The 20,615-nt window shown below is 62.6% G+C and carries 20 protein-coding genes and 1 other RNA gene; 11 read left to right on the top strand and 10 right to left on the bottom strand.

Annotation, left to right across the window (positions count from 1 at the left end; genetic code table 11):
• Positions 1–13: 13 nt before the first annotated feature.
• The 4 genes from slmA to HY836_RS10410 form a co-directional block, all read right to left on the bottom strand.
• Positions 14–667 carry a nucleoid occlusion factor SlmA gene (gene slmA, locus HY836_RS10425; RefSeq protein ID WP_290676086.1) on the bottom strand — a complete coding sequence of 218 codons (654 nt, stop codon included), beginning with the start codon at positions 665–667 and terminating at the stop codon, positions 14–16.
• The gene (locus HY836_RS10420; RefSeq protein ID WP_290676085.1) at positions 645–1,349 is read right to left on the bottom strand and encodes a pyrimidine 5'-nucleotidase; all 705 of its coding nucleotides are present in this window, start codon (positions 1,347–1,349) and stop codon (positions 645–647) included. The genes slmA and HY836_RS10420 overlap by 23 nt, the downstream gene beginning before the upstream one ends.
• A complete protein-coding gene (gene argB / locus HY836_RS10415) occupies positions 1,346–2,260 on the bottom strand; it encodes an acetylglutamate kinase (RefSeq protein WP_290676084.1) in 915 nt (304 codons plus the stop codon). Before argB ends, HY836_RS10420 begins: the two co-directional genes overlap by 4 nt.
• Before the next feature lie 143 nt (positions 2,261–2,403).
• Positions 2,404–3,057, bottom strand: a complete 654-nt coding sequence (locus HY836_RS10410) for a PEP-CTERM sorting domain-containing protein (RefSeq protein WP_290676083.1) — start codon at positions 3,055–3,057, stop codon at positions 2,404–2,406.
• A gap of 210 nt (positions 3,058–3,267) precedes the next feature.
• Between HY836_RS10410 and HY836_RS10405 the strand changes: the two genes are divergently transcribed.
• Positions 3,268–3,561: a copper-binding protein gene (locus HY836_RS10405; RefSeq protein ID WP_290676082.1), complete on the top strand. Its 294-nt coding sequence runs from the start codon at positions 3,268–3,270 to the stop codon at positions 3,559–3,561.
• A gap of 266 nt (positions 3,562–3,827) precedes the next feature.
• Here the strand turns inward: HY836_RS10405 and HY836_RS10400 are convergent, their stop codons facing one another.
• Positions 3,828–4,355, bottom strand: a complete 528-nt coding sequence (locus HY836_RS10400; RefSeq protein ID WP_290676081.1) for a YqaA family protein — start codon at positions 4,353–4,355, stop codon at positions 3,828–3,830.
• Between the two features lie 178 nt (positions 4,356–4,533).
• The gene (locus HY836_RS10395) at positions 4,534–5,337 is read right to left on the bottom strand and encodes an OmpW family outer membrane protein (RefSeq protein ID WP_290676080.1); all 804 of its coding nucleotides are present in this window, start codon (positions 5,335–5,337) and stop codon (positions 4,534–4,536) included.
• Between the two features lie 366 nt (positions 5,338–5,703).
• Here HY836_RS10395 and dusB point away from each other — a divergent pair, with 366 nt between their 5' ends.
• The 6 genes from dusB to ruvC all read left to right on the top strand — a co-directional run bounded on the left by dusB (position 5,704) and on the right by ruvC (position 10,458).
• Positions 5,704–6,768 carry a tRNA dihydrouridine synthase DusB gene (gene dusB / locus HY836_RS10390; protein ID WP_290676232.1) on the top strand — a complete coding sequence of 355 codons (1,065 nt, stop codon included), beginning with the start codon at positions 5,704–5,706 and terminating at the stop codon, positions 6,766–6,768.
• Positions 6,769–6,778: 10 nt separating this feature from the next.
• Positions 6,779–7,015 (top strand): Fis family transcriptional regulator, encoded by a 237-nt coding sequence (locus HY836_RS10385; protein ID WP_290676079.1) that lies wholly within the window; start codon positions 6,779–6,781, stop codon positions 7,013–7,015.
• A 44-nt stretch (positions 7,016–7,059) separates the two neighbouring features.
• Positions 7,060–8,649 carry a bifunctional phosphoribosylaminoimidazolecarboxamide formyltransferase/IMP cyclohydrolase gene (purH, locus tag HY836_RS10380; protein WP_290676078.1) on the top strand — a complete coding sequence of 530 codons (1,590 nt, stop codon included), beginning with the start codon at positions 7,060–7,062 and terminating at the stop codon, positions 8,647–8,649.
• A 107-nt stretch (positions 8,650–8,756) separates the two neighbouring features.
• Positions 8,757–9,239, top strand: a complete 483-nt coding sequence (locus HY836_RS10375; protein ID WP_290676077.1) for a MarR family transcriptional regulator — start codon at positions 8,757–8,759, stop codon at positions 9,237–9,239.
• Positions 9,193–9,852: an alpha/beta fold hydrolase gene (locus tag HY836_RS18985; protein ID WP_367114677.1), complete on the top strand. Its 660-nt coding sequence runs from the start codon at positions 9,193–9,195 to the stop codon at positions 9,850–9,852. Before HY836_RS10375 ends, HY836_RS18985 begins: the two co-directional genes overlap by 47 nt.
• 51 nt (positions 9,853–9,903) lie before the next feature.
• On the top strand, positions 9,904–10,458 hold the full coding sequence (gene ruvC / locus HY836_RS10365) for a crossover junction endodeoxyribonuclease RuvC (RefSeq protein WP_290676075.1): 555 nt from the start codon (positions 9,904–9,906) through the stop codon (positions 10,456–10,458).
• On the opposite strand, the gene HY836_RS10360 is transcribed toward ruvC, so the two are convergent.
• From HY836_RS10360 to dsbD, 3 genes are all read right to left on the bottom strand, one after another.
• Positions 10,452–11,678, bottom strand: a complete 1,227-nt coding sequence (locus tag HY836_RS10360) for a carbonic anhydrase family protein (protein ID WP_290676074.1) — start codon at positions 11,676–11,678, stop codon at positions 10,452–10,454. The two genes, ruvC and HY836_RS10360, sit on opposite strands and share 7 nt — an antisense overlap.
• Positions 11,679–11,752: 74 nt before the next feature.
• Positions 11,753–12,135, bottom strand: an RNA gene (rnpB, locus tag HY836_RS10355) — RNase P RNA component class A.
• A gap of 37 nt (positions 12,136–12,172) precedes the next feature.
• Entirely contained in the window at positions 12,173–13,840 is a 1,668-nt protein-coding gene (gene dsbD, locus HY836_RS10350; protein ID WP_290676073.1) for a protein-disulfide reductase DsbD, read from the bottom strand.
• A gap of 77 nt (positions 13,841–13,917) precedes the next feature.
• Between dsbD and cysK the strand changes: the two genes are divergently transcribed.
• The 3 genes from cysK to HY836_RS10335 all read left to right on the top strand — a co-directional run bounded on the left by cysK (position 13,918) and on the right by HY836_RS10335 (position 16,603).
• The gene (gene cysK / locus HY836_RS10345; protein ID WP_290676072.1) at positions 13,918–14,835 is read left to right on the top strand and encodes a cysteine synthase A; all 918 of its coding nucleotides are present in this window, start codon (positions 13,918–13,920) and stop codon (positions 14,833–14,835) included.
• Positions 14,836–14,864: 29 nt separating this feature from the next.
• Positions 14,865–15,707 carry a potassium channel family protein gene (locus HY836_RS10340; RefSeq protein ID WP_290676071.1) on the top strand — a complete coding sequence of 281 codons (843 nt, stop codon included), beginning with the start codon at positions 14,865–14,867 and terminating at the stop codon, positions 15,705–15,707.
• A gap of 125 nt (positions 15,708–15,832) precedes the next feature.
• On the top strand, positions 15,833–16,603 hold the full coding sequence (locus tag HY836_RS10335; protein ID WP_290676070.1) for a TetR/AcrR family transcriptional regulator: 771 nt from the start codon (positions 15,833–15,835) through the stop codon (positions 16,601–16,603).
• Between the two features lie 2 nt (positions 16,604–16,605).
• Here HY836_RS10335 and pyrC read toward each other — a convergent pair whose 3' ends face one another.
• Complete coding sequence (pyrC, locus tag HY836_RS10330) at positions 16,606–17,649, bottom strand: dihydroorotase (protein ID WP_290676069.1); 1,044 nt, start codon at positions 17,647–17,649, stop codon at positions 16,606–16,608.
• A gap of 269 nt (positions 17,650–17,918) precedes the next feature.
• Between pyrC and HY836_RS10325 the strand changes: the two genes are divergently transcribed.
• Entirely contained in the window at positions 17,919–20,588 is a 2,670-nt protein-coding gene (locus HY836_RS10325; protein ID WP_290676068.1) for a C25 family cysteine peptidase, read from the top strand.
• Positions 20,589–20,615 lie beyond the last annotated feature (27 nt).

The following is a 20,615-nucleotide window of genomic DNA, read 5'->3' as shown; positions in this document are numbered from 1 at the left end:
CGCTTGCCTTGCCTTACCTCAACAAGGTCAACACACAAGCCGAAAGGTGTTCGGTGGGCAGGCGCTTGAAACCGCTGCGCGCGAAGCGATGCAATCGGCCCAACAAGAAGCTGATGGCCAGTGAGGCACCAGCTTGCGCATCCACCGTAGGCTGCTGCGAACCACGCGCCTCAGCCAAAGCTTTGTAGGACTGTCTCAACAAGGACTCCAGGCGATCCAGGCACTGGTTCATGCGCGCAGACAGGCGCTCGTGCTCGAACACCAAGGCATCTCCCACCATGACGCGTGTCATGCCCGGGTTCTTTTCGGCGAACTGCAAGGCCATGGCCAGGATGCGCTGGATCTGCACAGCCGGGTCGGCCTCGCGCTCCATGATCTGATTGGCCAGGGTGAACAGCGACTGCTCGATGAACTCGATCAGGCCTTCGAACATCTGAGCCTTGCTGGCGAAATGGCGATACAGCGCGGCTTCGCTCACTGACAGGTGGGCGGCCAGGGCGGCGGTGGTGATGCGATCGGCACCGGGTTGCTCCAGCATGGTGGCCAGGGCCTGCAGGATCTGTACGCGGCGCTCGCCCGGTTTGGGCCGCTTGCGCACAGGCGCCACAGCGGCAGGTGCATCCGCAGATGCCACCTGGCTTTCTTCAGTCAGCCCCTCTTGTGTCATGCCATCTCCAAGCGTGCAGTGCCCTGAGCTTTTTGATTCTGACACACACACCTGCTGGGCGGCCATGCAAGCGAATGCCCACTTCGGGTCCGTGTTGGTTATGACGCAAATAGTGTTGCATCCACACCGTGCGCACACCGACCTTGCGGGCACTTTTGAGGTTGGCCACGGTGTCTTCCACCAGGATGCAGCGCGACGGGGGCAACTTGTAGCGCGCCATGACGATGCGCAGCATGCGGGCATCAGGCTTGGGACGCAGGTCACCAAACACGCGCATGCCCTCGATGGCGATCACGCCCTCGAACACCGAGGCCATGTCCAGCGCCGTCAACACCCGCTTGGCGTACTCGGCCGGGGCATTGGTCAACAGAAACTTGCGCCCGGGCAGGCGCTGGAGCGCTGCCCGATCAGCTGGCGGCATGTGCAGCTGAGCCTCCAACCCTGGCAGCACGTGGGTTTGTGCCAGGAAGTGCGAGGCGCGGATGCCGTGATGGCGCTCCAGGCCGAGCAAGGTGGCCCCGTAACGCCGCCAGTAGTGAACGCGCAGTTGATCGGCCTCGGCGCGCGGCATGCCCAGATGCTGCTCGATGTAGTCGGTCATCGAGCCATTGAGGCGCCAGAACACGGCACGACTGGCGTCGTGCAGCGTGTTGTCGAGGTCGAACAGCCAAATAGGAGTCAATGTGATCTGATCATCGTGCCGTAGGCCGATTCCGTCAGGATTTCCAGCAGCATGGCGTGGGGCACGCGGCCATCCACGATGTGCACGGCATGCACGCCGCTCTTGGCAGCATCAATCGCGCCTTCGATCTTGGGGATCATGCCGCCACTGATGGTGCCGTCAGCAATCAGATCGTCGATGTCGCGGGCCGTCAGGTCGGTCAGCAACTCGCCTTGCTTGTTGAGCACGCCCTTGATGTTCGTCAGGAGCATCAGCTTCTCGGCCTTGAGCACCTGAGCCAGCTTGGAGGCCACCAGGTCGGCGTTGATGTTGTAGCTCTCGTTCTTCACGCCAAAGCCGATGGGGCTGATGACGGGGATGAACTGGTCGTCCTGCAAAGCCTTGACCACGCTGGGGTCGATCGATTCGATCTCGCCCACCTGGCCCACGTCATGGACCTTGGTGGGATCCTCCAGATCCAGCAGCTTGAGCTTGCGCGCGCGAATCAGCCCGCCGTCACGACCCGTCAGGCCCACGGCCTTGCCACCCGCAGCGTTGATCAGGCCCACGATGTCCTGCTGCACTTCACCGGCCAGCACCCACTCCACCACTTCCATGGTTTCTTCGTCGGTGACACGCATGCCCTGGATGAACTGCCCCTTCTTGCCGATCTTGTTGAGCGCCGAGTCGATCTGGGGGCCGCCACCGTGCACCACCACGGGATTGAGGCCCACCAGCTTGAGCAGCACCACGTCTTCAGCGAAATCGGCCTGCAGTTCGGGATCGGTCATGGCGTTGCCGCCGTACTTGATCACAATCGTCTTGCCATGGAACTTGCGGATGTAGGGCAAGGCCTGGGCCAGGATTTCGGCCTTGTCACGAGGTGCGATGTTGGCAACGGAGTCGGATTGCGGGTGGTGGGTGGCGGTCATGGACAACTCGTAACGAAAGACGGAAGCGGCATTTTAAGAGCCATCACAGCCCGCAATGTGAAACGCCACACGCGGACACTTGTCCGGCATGTGGCGCTGCGCGCATTCATGCCAGCCCAGCAGGCCGGCCAAACGCGAAAGGATCAGCCTTGGCGGCGGCGACGAGCCAGCGTGGTCACGATGCCAGCCAGGCCCAACAGGCCCAGAGCGGCGGTAGAGGGCTCAGGCACAGCGGGGGCAGCGGTGGAAGTCATGGTCAGCTTGCCCACGTTCTGGGCTGGAATAGGCACGGTGATCCCCAGTGTCTTGGCCACCCCGCCGAGACCCGTTGTGCTCAGCGCAAAATCACCGGACACCGTGCCGCCGGTGCTCAGGGTGGAGAACGCAGGCGTCAGGGGGCCAACCGAGAACACGGACACATCGGCGAAGTCGAACTTGGTCGTGCCGTTCACGAAGTGCACGTCACCGATCACGGCAGACTTGCCGGCGTCGTACACCAGGCCATCAAAGGTCATCGCGCCGTTGCCAGCGATGGACAGCGTCAATGCCGAGGCGGGATCCCACACCAGCTGGGTCGCACCGGCCGCCACGTCCGACGCGGCGCTGCTGAACGTGTTGTTGGCGTACGTGCCCGAGCCAGAGGCCGTGAAAAACACGTTGAACATCGTGAAGGAGGTAATGATGTCCGCCGAAAAAGCCACATCGGCCTTGGTGGCGGCCATGGCAGCAGGAGACACGGTCACCAGGCTGGCAGCGACAGCGATGGCGCTGAGCGAGCGGAAAATCGACTTGGTCATATAGGAGACTCCCCAAAAATGGCGCGCGTTTGTGCGCCATGAAAATTCGTTATCGCCGAAGCGTGAGCCGCGATATTAGGAGAGCGTCACCCCTGAAGGCTGTAAGTAAATGAAAACCCTCGATTCATGGGGGTACCCTTGTGCGGTCAACGACGGCGCACCCTGGCCCGTTGAATGCTTGGGAGCCATTCCCTTTGAAGGAGCAAAAACGTGAAACGCAATATCGCCCGCACCCTCGGTGGCCTTTTCCTCGGCATGGGCGTGGCATTGGCAGTTTGGGCGCAGCCCGTCGATGGGGAGGTGATCCGCATCGATCAGGACGCCGGCAAGATCACACTGAAGCACGGTGAAATCAAGAATCTGGACATCCCCGCCATGCAGATGTCATTTCGCGTGAGCGATGCCAACTGGCTCAAGACCCTGCAAGTGCGTGACAAGGTGCGTTTCTCGGCCGACAAGATCGGCGGCCAGTTCACCGTGACCGCCATTGAAGTGCGCAAATAAACCGCACGTCATCACCCAAAAAAGAAAAGGCCCTGCTGGCGACCAACAGGGCCTTGTCCGCTGCATTAGTCCTCCCTGGACCTGATTCATTTATAGACAGCGTCAAATCTGCACTTGTTGTATCTGGCGACACATGCCGCCTTTGAGTTGTGCAGTTGAATCAAGTCTAGTGTCAGACCATGTCAAAGTGGACAAAAACACGCCTGAAATGGTTACAAGATGAAATCCCATGTTCATGTGACCACAGCCACTTGCACCAGATGAAATCAGGTCACATGAATCAGGAAAGCGGTCATGGTCACGTACCGGCCCAGCTTGCCAATGGCCATGAACAGCACGCATGGCCAGAACGGCAGTTTCAGCCAGCCGGCTACCGCGCAAAGGGGATCCCCCACCACCGGCAACCATGACAACAGACAAGCCGGCGCACCGTAGCGCTGCAACCAGCGCAGGGCCCTGTGATCAGCGGCTTTGTTATGGCCGGGCTGCAAGGCTGGCGCGGTCGCTGCATCGCTCATATCGATATGACGCACCTTGTCGGCCGCTTGCCGGGCGGCCAACCCCATCCCCCAGGTCACCATGCCGCCCAAGGTATTGCCTGCCGTGGCCACCAGAACGGCTGGCCAGAAAATGTCTGGCTGCAGCTTGACCAGTCCGAACACGGCAGGCTCAGAGCCCATCGGTAACAAGGTCGCCGATACAAAGGCGATCACAAACACGGCCCCGAGCCCGACTTCGGGCATCGACAACCACTGCAACAAGGCGGCAACCCCCGCCGTCAACGCGTCTTCCATGAGACGCATTGTGCGGGGGTTTCAATAACCTCAATGCCGGCGACGGCGACCTGCTGGGTCGGACTGGGTGGTGGCACACCCACGCCATGGGACCGCCCGTTGACACACACCTGAAGAAAAAAGGCCGGGACTGAGCCCGGCCTGTCATTCATGCAAGAGGAAGGGCCCGAATGGATATTCAGTACTGATAACCCACCATCAGCGAGAACACGGAGGGGTGGAAGCGATAGCTCAGGGTCTGCTCGCTAGAGTTCGTGTTGATCGTGACATTGTTCTTCACGCCAGCAGTAGCCCAAGCGGCATTGAGAGACCAATTTTTATCAAACTTGTAATTGGCCCCCGCCTGGAACGCCAGACCAATGGAATCAGTCGAGCTGATGCGCACCGGGCCATCGTCATACAGCGCATCACCCGCAGCGGTGGACGTCACCTTGAAGTGGGTGTAGTTGAAGCCCACACCGACATACGGACGCAGCGCAGAAGAAGCATCCAGGAACTTGTAGTTCAGGAACAATGTGGGGGCTGTCTGCTTGACCTTGGCCACCACAACGCCGTCGTACGCAGCCACATGGCGAGCGACACCGACACCGACCTGCGACTGCAATGGCAGGGTTGCCACCACACCATTGGGAGTCGCTGCGGTGGCTTTGACGCCATCGCCAACGCGCAGTTTCACATCGTGCTCTGGCGGCACACCCAGCACCAGTTCAGCCTCCCAATTGTCGTTGAAGCTCCGCGAAATGCTGAACAGCAAGGTGGACTTGGGTTGCACCTGCAACTGATTGCCGGGAGGAACGGGATACAGCGGCAGCGCGCCCACACCAGTTGGCAGCGTGCCCTTGATATCGCTGCTGGTGGCGCGCGGATCAATGTAGCCACCACCAATCTTGAAGGTATAGGTCTGCGCCAGAGCCGAGGCAGAAACGAGGGTCAGCGCGCACAGGGCGGCGTGCTTGCCGATGCTGGAAATTGTGATGTTCATGTCTTCGCGGAGGAGATGGAGGCCCGTCATGGGCAGCTGGTCATGCTTGTTACAGTCAAACTGCAACAGTTGCAGATTGTATGCAACACAAACAATGCAATCATCAGGTGACACCCCCCTCAAGCCGGCGGAACCGTGACGCATCTCACGGAAGGGATCTGCCGGTCAAAATTTGATCAAAGGGGGTGCACAGGGTTCCCCCGCGCGGCTATACTCTGCCTCCTTTTTAAGCAGCCCTGATCGCCCTGCCGGTCAGGGCTGCGCTGTCTTTCAGCTCAGGTTTCAGGTCAGATTCCAGTGTCCGAAATAAATGGGCACGCCATGCAACGCACCCTCATGTCCAGTACGTCACTCCCCACCGGCACGCTGATGGTCGGCTCGATCGAGTTGCCCAATCGCCTGTTCGTGGCGCCGATGGCCGGCGTGACAGACCGCCCTTTCCGCATGTTGTGCAAGCGACTGGGCGCGGGCTATGCGGTCAGCGAGATGGTGACCTCGCGCAAGGACCTGTGGAACAGCCTGAAAACATCCCGGCGCGCCAACCACGAAGGTGAAACCGCGCCCATCTCGGTGCAGATCGCGGGTACGGACGCGGCCATGATGGCCGAGGCTGCCGCCTACAACATCGACCGCGGCGCCCAGATCATCGACATCAACATGGGTTGCCCCGCCAAGAAGGTGTGCAACAAATGGGCCGGCTCGGCGCTGATGCAGGACGAGGCCCTGGCGCTCCAGATCGTGGAGGCCGTGGTGGCCGCCTGTGCGCCCCACAATGTGCCGGTGACCTTGAAGATGCGCACCGGCTGGAGCCAGCAAAACAAGAATGCGGTGCGCATTGCCCGTGCAGCAGAAAGCGCCGGCGTGGCCATGCTGACCGTGCACGGCCGCACGCGCGAGCAAGGTTACAAGGGCCAGGCCGAGTACGACACGATCGCCGCCGTCAAGGCTGCGGTGAAGGTGCCCGTGGTGGCCAATGGCGACATCACCTCCCCCGAAAAGGCCGCCCTGGTGCTGCGCTACACCGGGGCGGATGCCATCATGGTGGGCCGCGCCGCGCAAGGCCGCCCCTGGATCTTCGGCGACATCGCCCACTACCTGGCCACCGGCACGCACCGCGCCCGGCCCCTGACCTTGCAGGTCAGGCAGTGGCTGATCGAGCACCTGCACGAACACTATGGTTTGTACGGCGAATTTGCCGGCGTGCGCACGGCACGCAAACACATCGGCTGGGCGGTGCGCGCCCTGCCAGGTGGTGAAGAATTCCGTGCCCACATGAACACCCTGGACAGCATTGACAGCCAGATCCAGGCCGTGACCCATTTCTTCGACGAACTCGGCCTGCACCACGACCGGCTGCCGGACACGGTGCTCGCCATCGACGAAGAAGACGACGCCCAGGAAGCCAGCGCTGCCTCCTGTGCGGCGAACTGACCCGAGCATCATGAGCAAGAAGAACATCCAAGACTGCATCCGAGACAACCTGGAAGGTTACTTCCATGACTTGCGTGGCGCCGAGCCGAACGCCGTGTACGACATGGTCGTCAACGCGGTGGAGCGCCCCATGCTGGAGGTGGTGATGCAACGTGCCGAGGGCAACCAGTCCAAGGCCGCCGAATGGCTGGGCATCAACCGCAACACGCTGCGCCGCAAACTGCTCGAGCACAAGCTCATCAAGTGATTCTTTTCCCCTGTATCCCCGCTCTTTGAACTGAAGGAAAAACCATGGCTTTGACCGCCTTGCTGTCCGTGTCCGACAAGACCGGCATCGTTGAATTTGCCCAGGCCCTGAACGCCCAGGGCGTGCGCCTGTTGTCCACCGGCGGCACCGCCAAGCTGCTGGCCGAAAAGGGCCTGCCCGTGACCGAAGTGTCCGAGGTGACCGGCTTCCCCGAGATGCTGGACGGCCGCGTCAAGACCCTGCACCCACGCGTGCACGGTGGCATCCTGGCCCGCCGTGATCTGCCCGAGCACATGGCCGCGCTGAAGGAACACGGCATCGAAACCATCGACATGCTGGTGGTCAACCTCTACCCCTTCGCCCAGGCCACCGCCAAGGCCGACTGCACACTGGAAAACGCCATCGAGAACATCGACATCGGCGGCCCCACCATGCTGCGCGCCGCTGCCAAGAACTGGCAGGACGTGGCCGTGATCATCGATCCGGTGGACTACGAACAAGTGCTGTCTGAAATGAAGACTGACGGCATCACCCGTTCGACCAAGTTCATGCTGGCCAAGAAGGTGTTCGCCCACACCGCCGCCTACGACGGCATGATCACCAACTACCTGACGTCGCTGGAAGCGGGCTCGGAGTTGAAGACCGAAGCCGTGCCGGCCAAGGAAGCCTACCCTGCGGTGTTCAACCTGCAGCTGCACAAGGTGCAAGGCATGCGTTACGGCGAAAACCCGCACCAGTCGGCCGCCTTCTACCGCGAGGCTTCGCCTGCTGTCAGCGTGCTGTCCAACTGGACACAGATTCAAGGCAAGGAACTGTCCTTCAACAACATCGCCGATGCCGATGCGGCCTGGGAATGCGTCAAGGCCTTTGACGTCCCAGCCTGCGTGATCATCAAGCACGCCAACCCCTGCGGTGTGGCCATCGGTGCCGGCCCGCTGGAAGCTTATTCCAAGGCCCTGAAGACCGACCCGACCTCGGCTTTCGGCGGCATCATGGCCTTCAACCGCACGGTGGATGTCGATGTGATCGAAGCCATCAACGCCAACAAGCAGTTCGTGGAAGTGGTGATCGCGCCGAAGTTCACCGACGCTGCCCGCGCGGCCTATGCGTCGAAGCAGAACGTGCGCTTGCTGGAAGTGCCCTTGACTGACGCCACGCGTGGCCTGTCCAACGCCTTGGACTTCAAGCGCGTGGGCGGCGGCATGCTGCTGCAATCGGCTGACAACATCGACCTGGTCGGTGACATCAAGGTCGTGTCCAAGCTGCAACCTACCGAGCAGCAACTCAAGGACATGCTGTTTGCCTGGACCGTGGCCCGCTTCGTCAAGAGCAACGCCATCGTGTTCTGCAAGGACGGCATGACCATGGGTGTGGGCGCTGGCCAGATGAGCCGCCTGGATTCGGCCCGCATCGCCTCGATCAAGGCTGGCCATGCTGGCTTGACCCTGCAAGGCACGGCCGTGGCGTCGGACGCATTCTTCCCGTTCCGCGATGGCCTGGACGTGGTGGTGGACGCTGGCGCGACCTGCGTGATCCATCCCGGTGGCTCGATGCGCGACGATGAAGTCATCGCCGCAGCCGACGAGCGTGGCATTGCCATGGTGTTCACGGGCACGCGTCACTTCCGTCACTGATCAGCAAACGCTGCATCACGCGAGCCGGCTTCACGCCGGCCGCAAAAACCGACTTGCGACGTCGGTTTTTGTTTGCCTACATATTTCGCATGCGAAATAAATTGAACATGACCGAAGCACGCCCTTCCAGCACCCCTCGCCCACGCCTGGTCTTCCTGCTCAACAGTGCCCAGCGGCGGCTGCAAGCCTGGATGGGCGCGCTGCACGCGCAAACCGCCCATGAAGGCCAGGCCGCGCCCACGGCCGCGCAAGCCGGCGTGCTGTTCGTGCTCGCGCGGCAGGACGGCACCACCATGGGCCAGTTGGCCACCGAGCTGAACCTCGCGCCCTCGGCCGTGTCAGGCCTGATCCAGCGTCTGGAGGCCCTGGCCTGGGTGCAACGGCGCCCCTGCCCTGAAGACGCGCGCACGCAACGCGTCTGGCTGCAGGCGCGCGGTCGCGCCCAGTTGGCGCCGCTGCGCAAGACCCTGTCCCACATCAACGAACAACTCACCGCCGGCTTCACCGAAGCCGAGTTGCAGACGGTGGCGCGCTGGCTGACCCATGTTCAGCAACTGGACGCCACCACCCCACCGAAAGCCACCTCATGAGCCAGCCCACGCCGACACCGGACAGCGCCACGCCCGAGCGCGTCACCATCACCTGTCCCGCCACGGCCACCTCAAGCACAACAAGGCTACCTTGGCCGATTGGGGCCAGCTGGACCAGGTGGCTGCGCTCGACTGGCTGCTGCAACGCACCGGCCGCGACCAGGTGCTGATGCTGGGCCACAGCGCGGGCGGCCAGGTTATCGGCCTGCTGCCCAACCACCGCCGCGTGGCGCGCCTGGTGGGGGTGTCGGCCTCCACGGGCTGGTTCAACCGCATGCGCCTGGGCTTTCGGCTCAAGGCCCGCCTGGGCCTGCGCTGCCTGGTGCCCCTGGGCACCCTGGTCAAAGGCTATGGGCCGACGTCGGCCGTCGGCCTGGGTGAAGACCTGCCCGCGGGCGTGGCGCGCCAGTGGGGCCAATGGTGCGCACGCCCATCACGGTGCTGTACGCCGAAGACGACGACATCGCCACCCCCGCCACCGTGGCCGACCTGCTGTGCACCTTCCCGGCCGCTCACAAGCAATCCATGCGGATCAAGCCGGCCAGCCACGGGCTCAAGGCCATCGGTCACATCGACTGGTTCCGCGCCTCGCACCAGGCGCTGTGGCCCATGATCGCGTCATCGCTGCGCGGCCAGGCCTGACAGGGCTTATCCTGTCGGCCTCATGATCATTCTCGGCATCGACCCCGGTCTGCAGACCACCGGCTTTGGCGTCATCGAATCCGATGGCCCGCGCCTGCACTACGTGGCCAGCGGCACCATCAAGACCAAAGAGGCCGCTCAAGGCGATCTGCCGACCCGGCTCAAACTGATCTTCGAGGGTGTGCGCGAAGTGGTGGGCCGCTATGAGCCCCAGCAGGCTTCGGTCGAAATCGTGTTCGTGAACGTGAACCCGCAGTCCACGCTGCTGCTGGGCCAGGCACGCGGCGCGGCCATCGCTGGCTTGTTGTCCACCCCTGCATCACCTGCCGTCGCTGAATACACCGCCTTGCAGATGAAGAAGGCCGTGGTGGGGCATGGCCATGCGGCCAAGGCCCAGATCCGGCACATGGTCATGCGCCTGCTGAACCTGCCGCGTGAGCCTCACAACGACGCGGCCGATGCGCTGGGCCTGGCCATCTGCCACGCACATGCGGGCCACGCCATGGCACAGATGGCCAAGGCGACTGACCTGTCACGCCGCACGCACGCCCAGATCAAGGGCGGGCGCGTTTACTGACCGTCCTTGATCAGGCGCCCGGCAGCCGACTGCACCGGGCGGGCGTTCATCGGGTAAAGCTTGGAGAACACGCCGATCTGCTCGCGCGACATCCCTGCCGGCTGCTTCATCACCATCCACAGTACGCCCTCCGAGCACGGCGGCGTGGTCAATGAGCCCATGTAGGTGTAGTACTGGCGCTGCTCTGGCAAGAGGTGCGTCAGGTCAATCTGGGTCATCGCACCTTGCTCCGAATTCTTCTCCAGCGGCAGGTTGTTCCAGACTTGCTGCACCAGCGGGTGGGCCTTGCCTTGGTCCATCAGCACGGCTACCACGGCCAATTTGCCATCCATGTCCTTGTGCACCAGGTGCGCCACCATTTCGTATTGGCGGCCATTGATGCGTTCCTCGCTGGGGCGATGGAAGTGGAATTGCAGCAATTCGTAGCGGCGCCCCATCACGGTGATGCCATTACCCGGCTCCACATTGACCTGCACGGTGTGGCCGTTGTCGATCACGCGGAAGTTGGAGGGGCGGTAGTCGAACTGGATCGGGTCCAGTTGAACGGGGATGCCTTCTCGGATGTCGATGGGGCTCTGGCGCTTGCCCAGCATGCATTGCTGGAACTCCGGCTTAAGCCGCCCCCAGCTCTCGGGGCCGGTGTCGCCGCTATAGGCCCAGTGCACATCGTGGCCGTGGGGATTGGGTGAGCGCGCATCACCTCCGTGCTTGCTGGCAGGGCCACCATGGGGGTCGACAGGGAGCAGCGCGCCATGTGCATCGTGCGTGCTCGCAACGGGTTTGGCCTTCACCACCGGCTTGGGACGCAAGCGTACAACCGGTGCTGGCTCCCGCTTTGTGCGCACTTCGGCAATCTTTTGATCGATCAGATCGCGCAACTCGGCCATGGAGACATTCGAGCGGGCTTCGGATGCACCCTCACTGCGGCCACTGGCCTCGCGGCGAGCATCCTTCCCTTCGCCCTTGCGTAAGGTTTCACCCCTGGGCTCGGATGCACGCTCATCGGATCGACCTTCAGCCCGGCGACCTTCGGCGTTCTGCGCTTCGGCTTTCAGATTGGGCTTGAGCGAGGGCTTGATGCTCGCCTCCTTGGTATCCCCGCCGTCGGCCGGCGCATCCCCATGCCCATGCCCGTCTGCCGCATAGGCGCCCATGACCAGGGCCATGCTGGCAGCCAGTGTGAAGACTTGGGCCAAACGTACACGCAACGCATCCATCATGATCGACTCTCCGCAATACGACGGAGATTTCGGCCAGTAAAACGCCGAACTTGAATGCCTGCGATGTGAAAAAAGTGTGAAGTCAGCCGATAGGCCGGATTCTGTGCAGCCCCGTGTCTCGCGACGCTGAGCTGTGACCGCCATTCCTCTGGGCCGCCTGTCGCCAGAACGGCTCGATGCCACCTACCCGCACACTCCCCGGGACAGGTCAATGTGTGCCTATTTGGTGTTGCTGCGCGTAGAGATTGCCCGTTTCACCCTCTGCGTCCCGGGCCATTCTTTCGAATGGCCTTTGACGTGGCTTTCGCCCCGCCCAAGGCCGCAGAGACTCGTCTCTGTTGCTCTGATCCTCACCTTGCGGTGGAGAGGTGTTACCTCCTACGCTACCCTGTGCAGTCCGGACCTTCCTCCAGTGCGACCTTTCGATCCTTGCACCAGCGGCGGTCTGGCTGACTTCACGGGCGCGATTATCCCCCCATATCGGGCGCAGGGGATCAAAAACCGGCTTGCTGCAGGCTGCGCAGGAAATCCTGCGGCTTCTGGAAGCCCACCACCTGGGCCGCCGTGCGCTCCTGGCCCTGGGCGTCAAAAAAGATGATGCCAGGCGGGCCGAACAGCTTGAAGCGCTGAAGCAAGGCCCGGTCGTCCGCCGTGTTGACGGTCACGTCGGCCTGCAACACCACCGCCCCCTTCAAGTGCGCCTGAACCTGCGGATCAGAGAAGGTCTCGCGCTCCATCTCAAGGCAGGATGTACACCAGTCGGCATAGAAGTCCAGCATCACCGGCTTGCCTTGCGCCTTGGCCAGGGCCAGTGCTGCGTCGAGTTCCGCCACCGTGCGCACGCGCTCGAACGGCAGGGCACTGTGGTGTGCCGAGGCCGCTGGCGTTGCGCCCACCAAGGATTGCAGATAAGGCCACGCGGGCCGCGCCACCCACACGGCCATGCCCAGCATCAGCACACCAAACAAGGCCTTGACGGCTTTCATCCAGGGGCCGGTACGCGGCAACAGGCTGCCAGCAGACAAACCCACAAGCAGCAGGGGCACGCTCATGCCCCAGGCCATGGCGTACAAGGCCGCCCCGCCCAGCACCACATCGTGCGTCTGGCTAATGTAGAGCAAAGCCCCCGCCAGCGGCGCGGACACGCAGGGGCTGACCACCAGGGCCGACACCACGCCCATCGCAAACACGCTGATGAACTTGCCGCCAGGCAGGTGGCTGGAGCCCGCTCCCAGCCAGCTTTGCACCGAAGCCGGCAACTGCAACTCATACAGACCGAACATCGACAAGGCCAGGAGCACCATCAAGGCCGCAAAAACCAGCACCACCCAGGGATGCTGCAGATAGGCCGCCAGCCCCTGCCCCAGCAGACCGGCGGCGACACCCAGCGCGGTGTAAACCAGGGCCATGCCTTGCGAGTAGCTCAGGGCCAGGGCAAAACCACGCGCCCGGCTGACGTGCTCCTTCTGCCCGACGATGATGGACGACAGGATGGGCACCATGGGCAACACGCACGGCGTCAAGGACAGCAGCACACCGGCCAGCAGGAACACGGGCACCACTGTCCACCATTGGCCCGAGGCCAGCGCACGGCTGATACCGCCATCATCCTCAGCAGCAGGCTCGGTGTTGTCTGATACAGCGGCAGATACCGACGCAGAGGCAGCAGAAGTTGACCCCACCGCCTGGATTTGCCCCTGGTCATTGAGCTTCAACAGCACCCGTTTTTTCTGAGGTGGATAACAAAGGCCAGCGTCCGCACAGCCCTGATAAACCACGGTCAACTCATGCTCGCCATGCAGGCTGTCGGGCACCGAAACGGTCCCTGAAACATCACCGTGATAGACCTCCAGCACCTTGTCGAAGGTCGGATCATGCTTGGATTGACCGGGAGGCAGATCCCACTTCAACAGAATGGGCGATGCCCCGGAACCCGCATCCAGACGGGCTTCCAGACGCTCACGGTACAGGTACACACCACGCGCCAAAGTGAAATCCACCTGCAGCGCGTGCGGACCGCTCTGGCTCACCCGCGCCTGAAAAGCCTTCTCGGGCGGTAGAAAGGTTTGCGCCTGCAAAGGCCCCACCAGGAGCATCAGGAACATGCTCAGGATCAGCCACAACACGCGCCAAGGCGCGACAATCCACTTGATCTCGTTCATGGCCGACATTCTGCCCGGGCTGGGCTTATCCTGTTCGGTATGTGTCCATTTGCTTTGCTCATGTCAAGGAGCCCAAGATGAAAGCCCTCTCCATCCTCGAAACCATCGGCAAGACCCCGCACGTGCGCATGAACCGGCTGTTCGGCACCGGCCCGGAGGTCTGGATCAAGGCCGAGCGGGCCAACCCGGGCGGCTCCATCAAGGACCGCATTGCGCTGGCCATGGTCGAAGAGGCTGAACGCAGCGGCGCCCTCAAACCCGGCGGCACCATCATCGAGCCGACATCGGGCAACACCGGCGTAGGGCTGGCCATGGTGGCCGCCGTCAAGGGCTACCGCCTGATTCTGGTCATGCCCGACAGCATGTCCATCGAACGCCGCCGGCTGATGCTGGCCTATGGCGCCACTTTCGACCTGACACCCCGAGAAAAGGGCATGAAGGGCGCCATCGCCCGTGCCCAGGAACTGGCCGCCGAAACCCCGCTGGCCTGGATCCCCCAGCAGTTCGAAAATCCTGCCAACATCACCATTCACGAGCAGACCACGGCCCAGGAGATCCTGGCCGATTTCCCCGAAGGCCTGGATGCGCTGATCACCGGTGTGGGCACAGGCGGCCACCTCAGCGGCTGCGCCAAGGTCCTCAAGGCGGCCTGGCCCAATCTGAAGGTGTTCGCGGTCGAGCCCAAGGCCTCCCCCGTGATCTCCGGCGGTCAACCCGCTCCCCACCCCATCCAGGGCATCGGCGCCGGCTTCATTCCCGTCAACCTGAAAACCGAGTTGCTGGACGGCGTGATCCAGGTGGATGCGGAGGACGCCCGCGAATTCGGTCGTCGTGCCGCGCGAGAAGAAGGCATGCTGGTAGGGATTTCCTCAGGCGCCACCCTGGCCGCCATCGCCCAGAAGCTGCCAGACTTGCCATATGGCGCCCGCGTGCTGGGTTTCTGCTACGACACAGGCGAGCGCTACCTGTCGGTGGAAGGTTTCCTGCCGGCCTGACCTGCCTCTTTGCCCCGCCTTCCTCGCCCATGCCCAACCGAAGCCGACACTTTCTAGACGCCGCCACCTCCCCCTGGCCCATGCTGATCGCCTTGATCGCCAGCGTGCCGGCCTTCTACGACTCGATGATGCCGACGCCGGCCACCTGGGCGACGTGGATGTACGTGGTGAGCGGGGCGGTGGTGCTGATTTCGGCGTGGCGGGTACAACGGCTGGTGGAGGGGCGAACGCGATCCGCGCACACAGGCAAGACCCGCCCCTGGGGCCACCACCCGCTGGAGCTCAAGCTGGACTGGTTCCTGGGAGCGGCCTTGCTCCTCAACGCGGTGCTACCCCAAAGCAACGAATCCGAACCCTCCCTGATCTGGCGACTGATCATCGCGGTGCTGATGCTCTATCGCCTGCTCAAGATCAGCAAGCCGCTGTTCACGGAAACCGGCCTGGCCAGGTTGCTGGCCATGGGTGCGACCGTGCTGGCACTGTGCGGCATCGGTTTTTACTGGCTGGATCCGGAAGTCAACTCCTTGCACGACGGGCTGTGGCTGGCCTTCTCGACGGCCGCCACAGTGGGTTACGGGGACATCGTGCCCAGTAACACCGCTTCACGCATTTTCTCGGTGTTTGTGGTGCTGCTCGGCTATGGTCTGCTGTCCCTGGTCACGGCCAGCATCGCAGCCATGTTCGTGGGATCGCAAGAGCGCAAGGTCGAAAGCGAAATCCTGCATGACATGCACATGCAACTCAAGGAAGTGCGGCATGAAATCGCCGAGTTGCGACTCAGCATCGAATCGGCCAAGCGAGAACAACAGCAGGCGTCCGTGTCGCCAACAACCAGCAGCAGGCCAAAGCAGCCAGACACAGAGCATCACTAGCCCCAAGGGCCAGCCCGCGTCAGGGTTTCGCCCGTCCATCCACGACATGGGGCAGCACATCCACCGTCAAGCATTCAAGGCTCCGGCAGAATCAGACCATGCCCTGCGCCTGATTCGCTGAACCCATGTCTGATCGACCAGCCAAGAAAAAGAGAGCCGCCACCGTCACACGCCGCTATGGCGGTGTCGATGCCGCCGAGCGCCGTCGGGAGCGACAGCGCAAGCTGATTGAGGCGGGCCTGGAGGTCTTCGGCAGGCGTGGCTACCACCTGTCAACCGTGCGAGATATCTGCACACAGGCGGCGCTGACTGAACGTTACTTCTACGAGTCGTTCAAAACGCTGGGCGAGTTGTTCGACGCTGTTTATGCCGAACTGCGTGGCCAGGTTCAGCAAAAGGTGATGGCGGCCATCATGGCCCGGGGCCTGGTGCAGCCTGACCCACTGGCCATGGGCGAAGGCTCCTTGCGAGCCTGGTACGCGTTTTTGCATGAAGACCCTCGCCGCGCCCGCATCATGCTGGTCGATGCGGTGAGCGTGAGTGAAAGCGGGATGCGCGGCGCCGAAGCTGCCATCAACGAGTTCAAGGGCATGTTGCGCACCTTCGTGAGCATGCTCTACCCCGACATGGGCAAGTACGGTATCGATCTGGACGTGATCGTCTCAGGCCTGGCCGGGGCCACCATCTACATCGCCAAGAACTGGACGCAGTCGGGCTTCAAGTATTCGCTTGACGACATCCTGGCGCACAACATGCTGATCTTCCGCAGCCTGGACGGGGTCTACAAGCAGAAGGGCGAGCAGCATGTGGCCACACAAGCCACACCCGCGTCATCGACCTCACGCAAACGCGCCACACCCAGTACGCGAAAGGGCCGGCGCGCCAGCGACGCCTGAGATCAGACCAGGCGCCAGTGCAGCGTCTCGCCACCACGCAGTGGCTTGATCTCGGCCTCGCCGAAAGGCAGCACCTCGGGCACAGTCCAGTCTTCGCGCTTCAAGGTGATCTTGTCGGTGTTGCGAGGCAGGCCGTAGTAATCGGCACCGTAGAAGCTGGCAAAAGCTTCGAGCTTGTCGAGGGCGCCGGCTGCCTCGAAGGCTTCGGCATACAACTCGATGGCGCACGGTGCGGTGTAGCAGCCGGCACAGCCTGATGCGTGCTCCTTCAAGTGCGAGGCATGCGGCGCGCTGTCGGTACCCAGGAAGAACTTGGGGCTGCCGCTGGTGGCGGCTTGCACCAGAGCCACGCGGTGCTCTTCGCGCTTGAGGATGGGCAAGCAGTAGTAGTGCGGGCGCACGCCCCCCATGAAGATGGCATTGCGGTTGTACAGCAGGTGTTGTGGCGTGATGGTGGCGCCCACGAAGCGGTCGGCCTCGTTCACATACTGTGCGGCTTCCTTGGTCGTGATGTGCTCGAACACCACCTTCAACTCAGGAAAGTCCTTGCGCAGCGGGATCAGCTTGTCGTCAATGAAGGCCTTCTCGCGATCGAACACGTCCACATCGCCGTCGGTCACTTCGCCGTGCACGCACAGCACCAGGCCTTCGCGCTGCATGGCCTCCAGCACCTTGTAGGTCTTGCGCAGATCGGTCACCCCAGCATCGCTGTTGGTGGTGGCCCCGGCGGGGTAGAGCTTGAAGGCCACCGCCCCCATGGCCTTGGCCTTGGCGGCCTCTTCTGCGGGCGTGTTGTCAGTGAGGTAGAGCACCATCAAGGGCTCGAACTTCAGGCCGGCAGGCACGGCCGCCAGGATGCGCTCGCGGTAGCCCTGGGCCTGCTCGGCCGTGATCACCGGCGGGCGCAGATTGGGCATGACGATGGCCCGCGCAAATTGCCGCGCTGTAGCGGGCACCACCGCCGCCATGGCTGCGCCATCACGCACGTGCAAGTGCCAGTCATCAGGGCGGGTCAGAACCAGGGTTGGGGATGTGGTGGCGGTCATGGCGATCGTGCGGTGAGAGAAGCCCTAAAAGGGCGAAAACAGGAATTTTCTCATTTCCGACATGACCTTTGGCTTTTTCCCTAAGGGTGGGGGTGCCCGCCCTTGAGTTAGGGCCCCTGTTCTAGGTCTGCAGAAGGCTTCAGGCCCCCACCCTTAGGGAAGCACGCGCTGCATGGTCTTGTGGAGCCCACCCCCACTGCCTAGTCTTCGCTCCCATACCGAGCCAGTCCGGGTTCGGTGTTGTTGTGAGACCGCTTTTGGAGGCGACCATGAACTTGATGAATCCCAGGCTTCGGGCCTGTGCGCAAGGCGGCTTAGCGCTGCTGGCACAGTTGGCGCTGAGCCAGACCTCGCTGGCGCAGACTGCGCCCGGTGTGCGCGTTGACACCGTATCGATGAGCGCAGACCAGACCGTGCTGCGCGTGACCGTACCCACCCCCCTGCTGGCCAATGTGGAGACCACCAGCGGCTTGTTCCAGCGCTTTGCGCAAAAGGGCAGCACCGGTGCCGTGAGCAGCGACAGCAATGATGTCGGTCTGCCCGAAGTGCCCGTGGCCGGCTTCTCGCTGGCCCTGCCGGTGGATGGCAAAGGCGGCACGGTCGAGATCGTGCCCGAAGGCGGCATCCAGCGCCTGCCAGCCCGTCTCTACCCCATCCAGCCCCCCATGTCATCACGAACGGGTGCCGACAACGACACCAAGTTTCAGTTCAACGCAGACATATGGGCCAAGGGCTACAAAACACCTGGGCAAAAGCAAGGCGAACGCAGCGTCTTCCACGGCGATGCCAATGTGCAGGGCTATCAGCTCAGTCCCTATGGCTATGACCCGGCCCAGCAGCTGATCACCTACTACCCCAGTTACCTGATCACCATCAAGCACCCGGGCTCCTGCTTCCGCTATGACCGGCTCAAGCTCAAGGGCGTCACCGGCACCACGCAAAGCGCCGGCTTTGATGGCATCGATCAACGCATCGAAAGGCTGGCGCTGCCTGCCGTGCAATTCGCGCTCAACAAAGGCCTGGTGGCCGAGCTGACCTGTGCGCCCCCCATCACGATCAACCCGGCCTTCCTGGGTGCGCGCTACCTGATCGTCACCCACCCCAACTTCAAGGCTGCCGCAGATGCACTCAAGGCGCACAAGGAAGCCTTGGGCATCTCGACCCGCGTGGTGACCACGGCCGAGATCACGGGGGCAGGCGCCAGCGCCACCGAGAGCCAGATCCGCAACTGGATCAGCAACTACTACACCTCGCACCTGGTGCGCCCGAAGTGGGTGCTGTTCATGGGCGACGCGGAATACGTGCCCACACACTACGACGCCAACAAGAACATCTGGGACATGGCGCGCAACGCTGGTGACATGTGGTACGGCCAGTTCCAGGCTGGTGATGGCCCCACCACGATCCCGCCCTTCGGCATCGGCCGCTTCCCGGTGGACACGCTGGCACAAGCCAACACCATCGTCTCCAAGGTGATCGCATTCGAGAACGCGCCACCGCTCAACTCGCTGTTTGGCCAGGACTTCTACAGCCGGCTGACCTTCGGCTCTTTCTACCAGGTACGTGACAGCACCGGCACCAGCCTGACGCGAGACCGCCGCTGGTTCGTGGAGACTTCGGAGATCGTGCGTGACCACGCCATTGGCAAGGGATACGAGGTGAACCGCTTCTACACGGCAGACGCCGATGCCAACCCGCTGTTCTACAACAACGGTGATGCCATACCCAATGAGCTGAAGAAGCCTGCCTTTGCCTGGAACGGCTCCAAGGCCGGCATGGCAGCGGCCATCAACAAAGGCTCGGCGCTGGTCTACCACCGCGACCACGGCTGGTGGGATGGCTGGGGGGATCCGTCCTTCCTGACCGGTGACCTGTCGCTCGTGTCGGTCACCAACAACCAGTTCCCGGTTGTCTTCAGCATCAACTGCGCCAGCGGTGTGTTCGACAACGAAACGGTGGACCTGCCTGCCAACATCTGGAGCACGGGTTACGGCATATCGGCCAGCAGCACCTACTGGGCCGAGAGCTTCCTGCGCAAGGCCGACGGCGCCCTGGCCGTCATTGGCGACACACGCCAGAGCAGCACCACTGACAACAACCAGCTCACCCTGGGTTTGTTTGATGGTGTGTTCCCAGGCCTGATCAACAGCTTCGGCACCAACAGCCCCGTGCAACGCCTGGGTGACCTGCTGAACTACGCCAAGACCTATGTGCATGACGTGGCCAACGGTTCGCAAACCAACCAGCACCCACTGAACGCCAACCAGGTCCGACCCGGCATCGTCAACCTGCGACAGGAACTCAACATCTACAACCTGCTGGGTGACCCCACCGTCAAGCTGCGCGTCTCGCCCCCGTGGAAGTTCAGCCTCCCCCTGATCGCACTGGAGTCGAACCTGGTGAAGATCAAGGTGCCCTTCCAGCCTGGTTGCCTGACCTGCCCGCCCAATATGCCCAAGCCTGAATGGATCACGGCCATCGCCATTGACCCGATCACCGGCGGCACCGTGGGACGTGGCTTGATCGACGACAACGGCGACGGCTCGATCGATCTGGGTGACTTCAAGGGCAACAACGTGTGGATCCGTGTGGGCTCACCAGATGGTGCGACCACACAGGCGGCATCCACAGAGACAGACGGCGACGGTGATGGCACCCCTGACAGCCGCGACAACTGCATGTACGTGCCCAACAAGACGCAGCTCGACACCGATGGTGATGGCTATGGCAATGCCTGCGACGCCGACCTGAACAACGATGGCTTCGTCAACTCGCTCGATCTGTCCGCGATGCGCAACCAGTTCAGCAAGCGCAGCGTCCCTGGCGATCTCAACGGTGACGGCATCGTCAACTCGCTGGACATCAGCCTGTTCGCCAAGTTGTTCGGCAAGCCCCCTGGCCCCTCGGCCCTCCATCTCGACACCATCACCCGCAAGTAAACCCCTCATCCTCAACAGGAGTTCAAC

It is taken from the genome of Aquabacterium sp., from assembly GCF_016234775.1.
Taxonomy (GTDB): domain Bacteria; phylum Pseudomonadota; class Gammaproteobacteria; order Burkholderiales; family Burkholderiaceae_C; genus Aquabacterium.
This window is presented reverse-complemented; position numbering and strand designations above follow the sequence as displayed.

Coding starts and splice junctions, on each gene's coding strand:
- slmA (WP_290676086.1), bottom strand. CDS start 667: ATGACACAAGAGGGGCTGACTGAAGAAAGCCAGGTGGCATCTGCGGAT.
- argB (WP_290676084.1), bottom strand. CDS start 2,260: ATGACCGCCACCCACCACCCGCAATCCGACTCCGTTGCCAACATCGCA.
- HY836_RS10410 (WP_290676083.1), bottom strand. CDS start 3,057: ATGACCAAGTCGATTTTCCGCTCGCTCAGCGCCATCGCTGTCGCTGCC.
- HY836_RS10400 (WP_290676081.1), bottom strand. CDS start 4,355: ATGGAAGACGCGTTGACGGCGGGGGTTGCCGCCTTGTTGCAGTGGTTG.
- HY836_RS10395 (WP_290676080.1), bottom strand. CDS start 5,337: ATGAACATCACAATTTCCAGCATCGGCAAGCACGCCGCCCTGTGCGCG.
- HY836_RS10385 (WP_290676079.1), top strand. CDS start 6,779: ATGAGCAAGAAGAACATCCAAGACTGCATCCGAGACAACCTGGAAGGT.
- purH (WP_290676078.1), top strand. CDS start 7,060: ATGGCTTTGACCGCCTTGCTGTCCGTGTCCGACAAGACCGGCATCGTT.
- HY836_RS10375 (WP_290676077.1), top strand. CDS start 8,757: ATGACCGAAGCACGCCCTTCCAGCACCCCTCGCCCACGCCTGGTCTTC.
- HY836_RS18985 (WP_367114677.1), top strand. CDS start 9,193: ATGTTCAGCAACTGGACGCCACCACCCCACCGAAAGCCACCTCATGAG.
- ruvC (WP_290676075.1), top strand. CDS start 9,904: ATGATCATTCTCGGCATCGACCCCGGTCTGCAGACCACCGGCTTTGGC.
- HY836_RS10360 (WP_290676074.1), bottom strand. CDS start 11,678: ATGATGGATGCGTTGCGTGTACGTTTGGCCCAAGTCTTCACACTGGCT.
- dsbD (WP_290676073.1), bottom strand. CDS start 13,840: ATGAACGAGATCAAGTGGATTGTCGCGCCTTGGCGCGTGTTGTGGCTG.
- cysK (WP_290676072.1), top strand. CDS start 13,918: ATGAAAGCCCTCTCCATCCTCGAAACCATCGGCAAGACCCCGCACGTG.
- HY836_RS10340 (WP_290676071.1), top strand. CDS start 14,865: ATGCCCAACCGAAGCCGACACTTTCTAGACGCCGCCACCTCCCCCTGG.
- HY836_RS10335 (WP_290676070.1), top strand. CDS start 15,833: ATGTCTGATCGACCAGCCAAGAAAAAGAGAGCCGCCACCGTCACACGC.
- pyrC (WP_290676069.1), bottom strand. CDS start 17,649: ATGACCGCCACCACATCCCCAACCCTGGTTCTGACCCGCCCTGATGAC.
- HY836_RS10325 (WP_290676068.1), top strand. CDS start 17,919: ATGAACTTGATGAATCCCAGGCTTCGGGCCTGTGCGCAAGGCGGCTTA.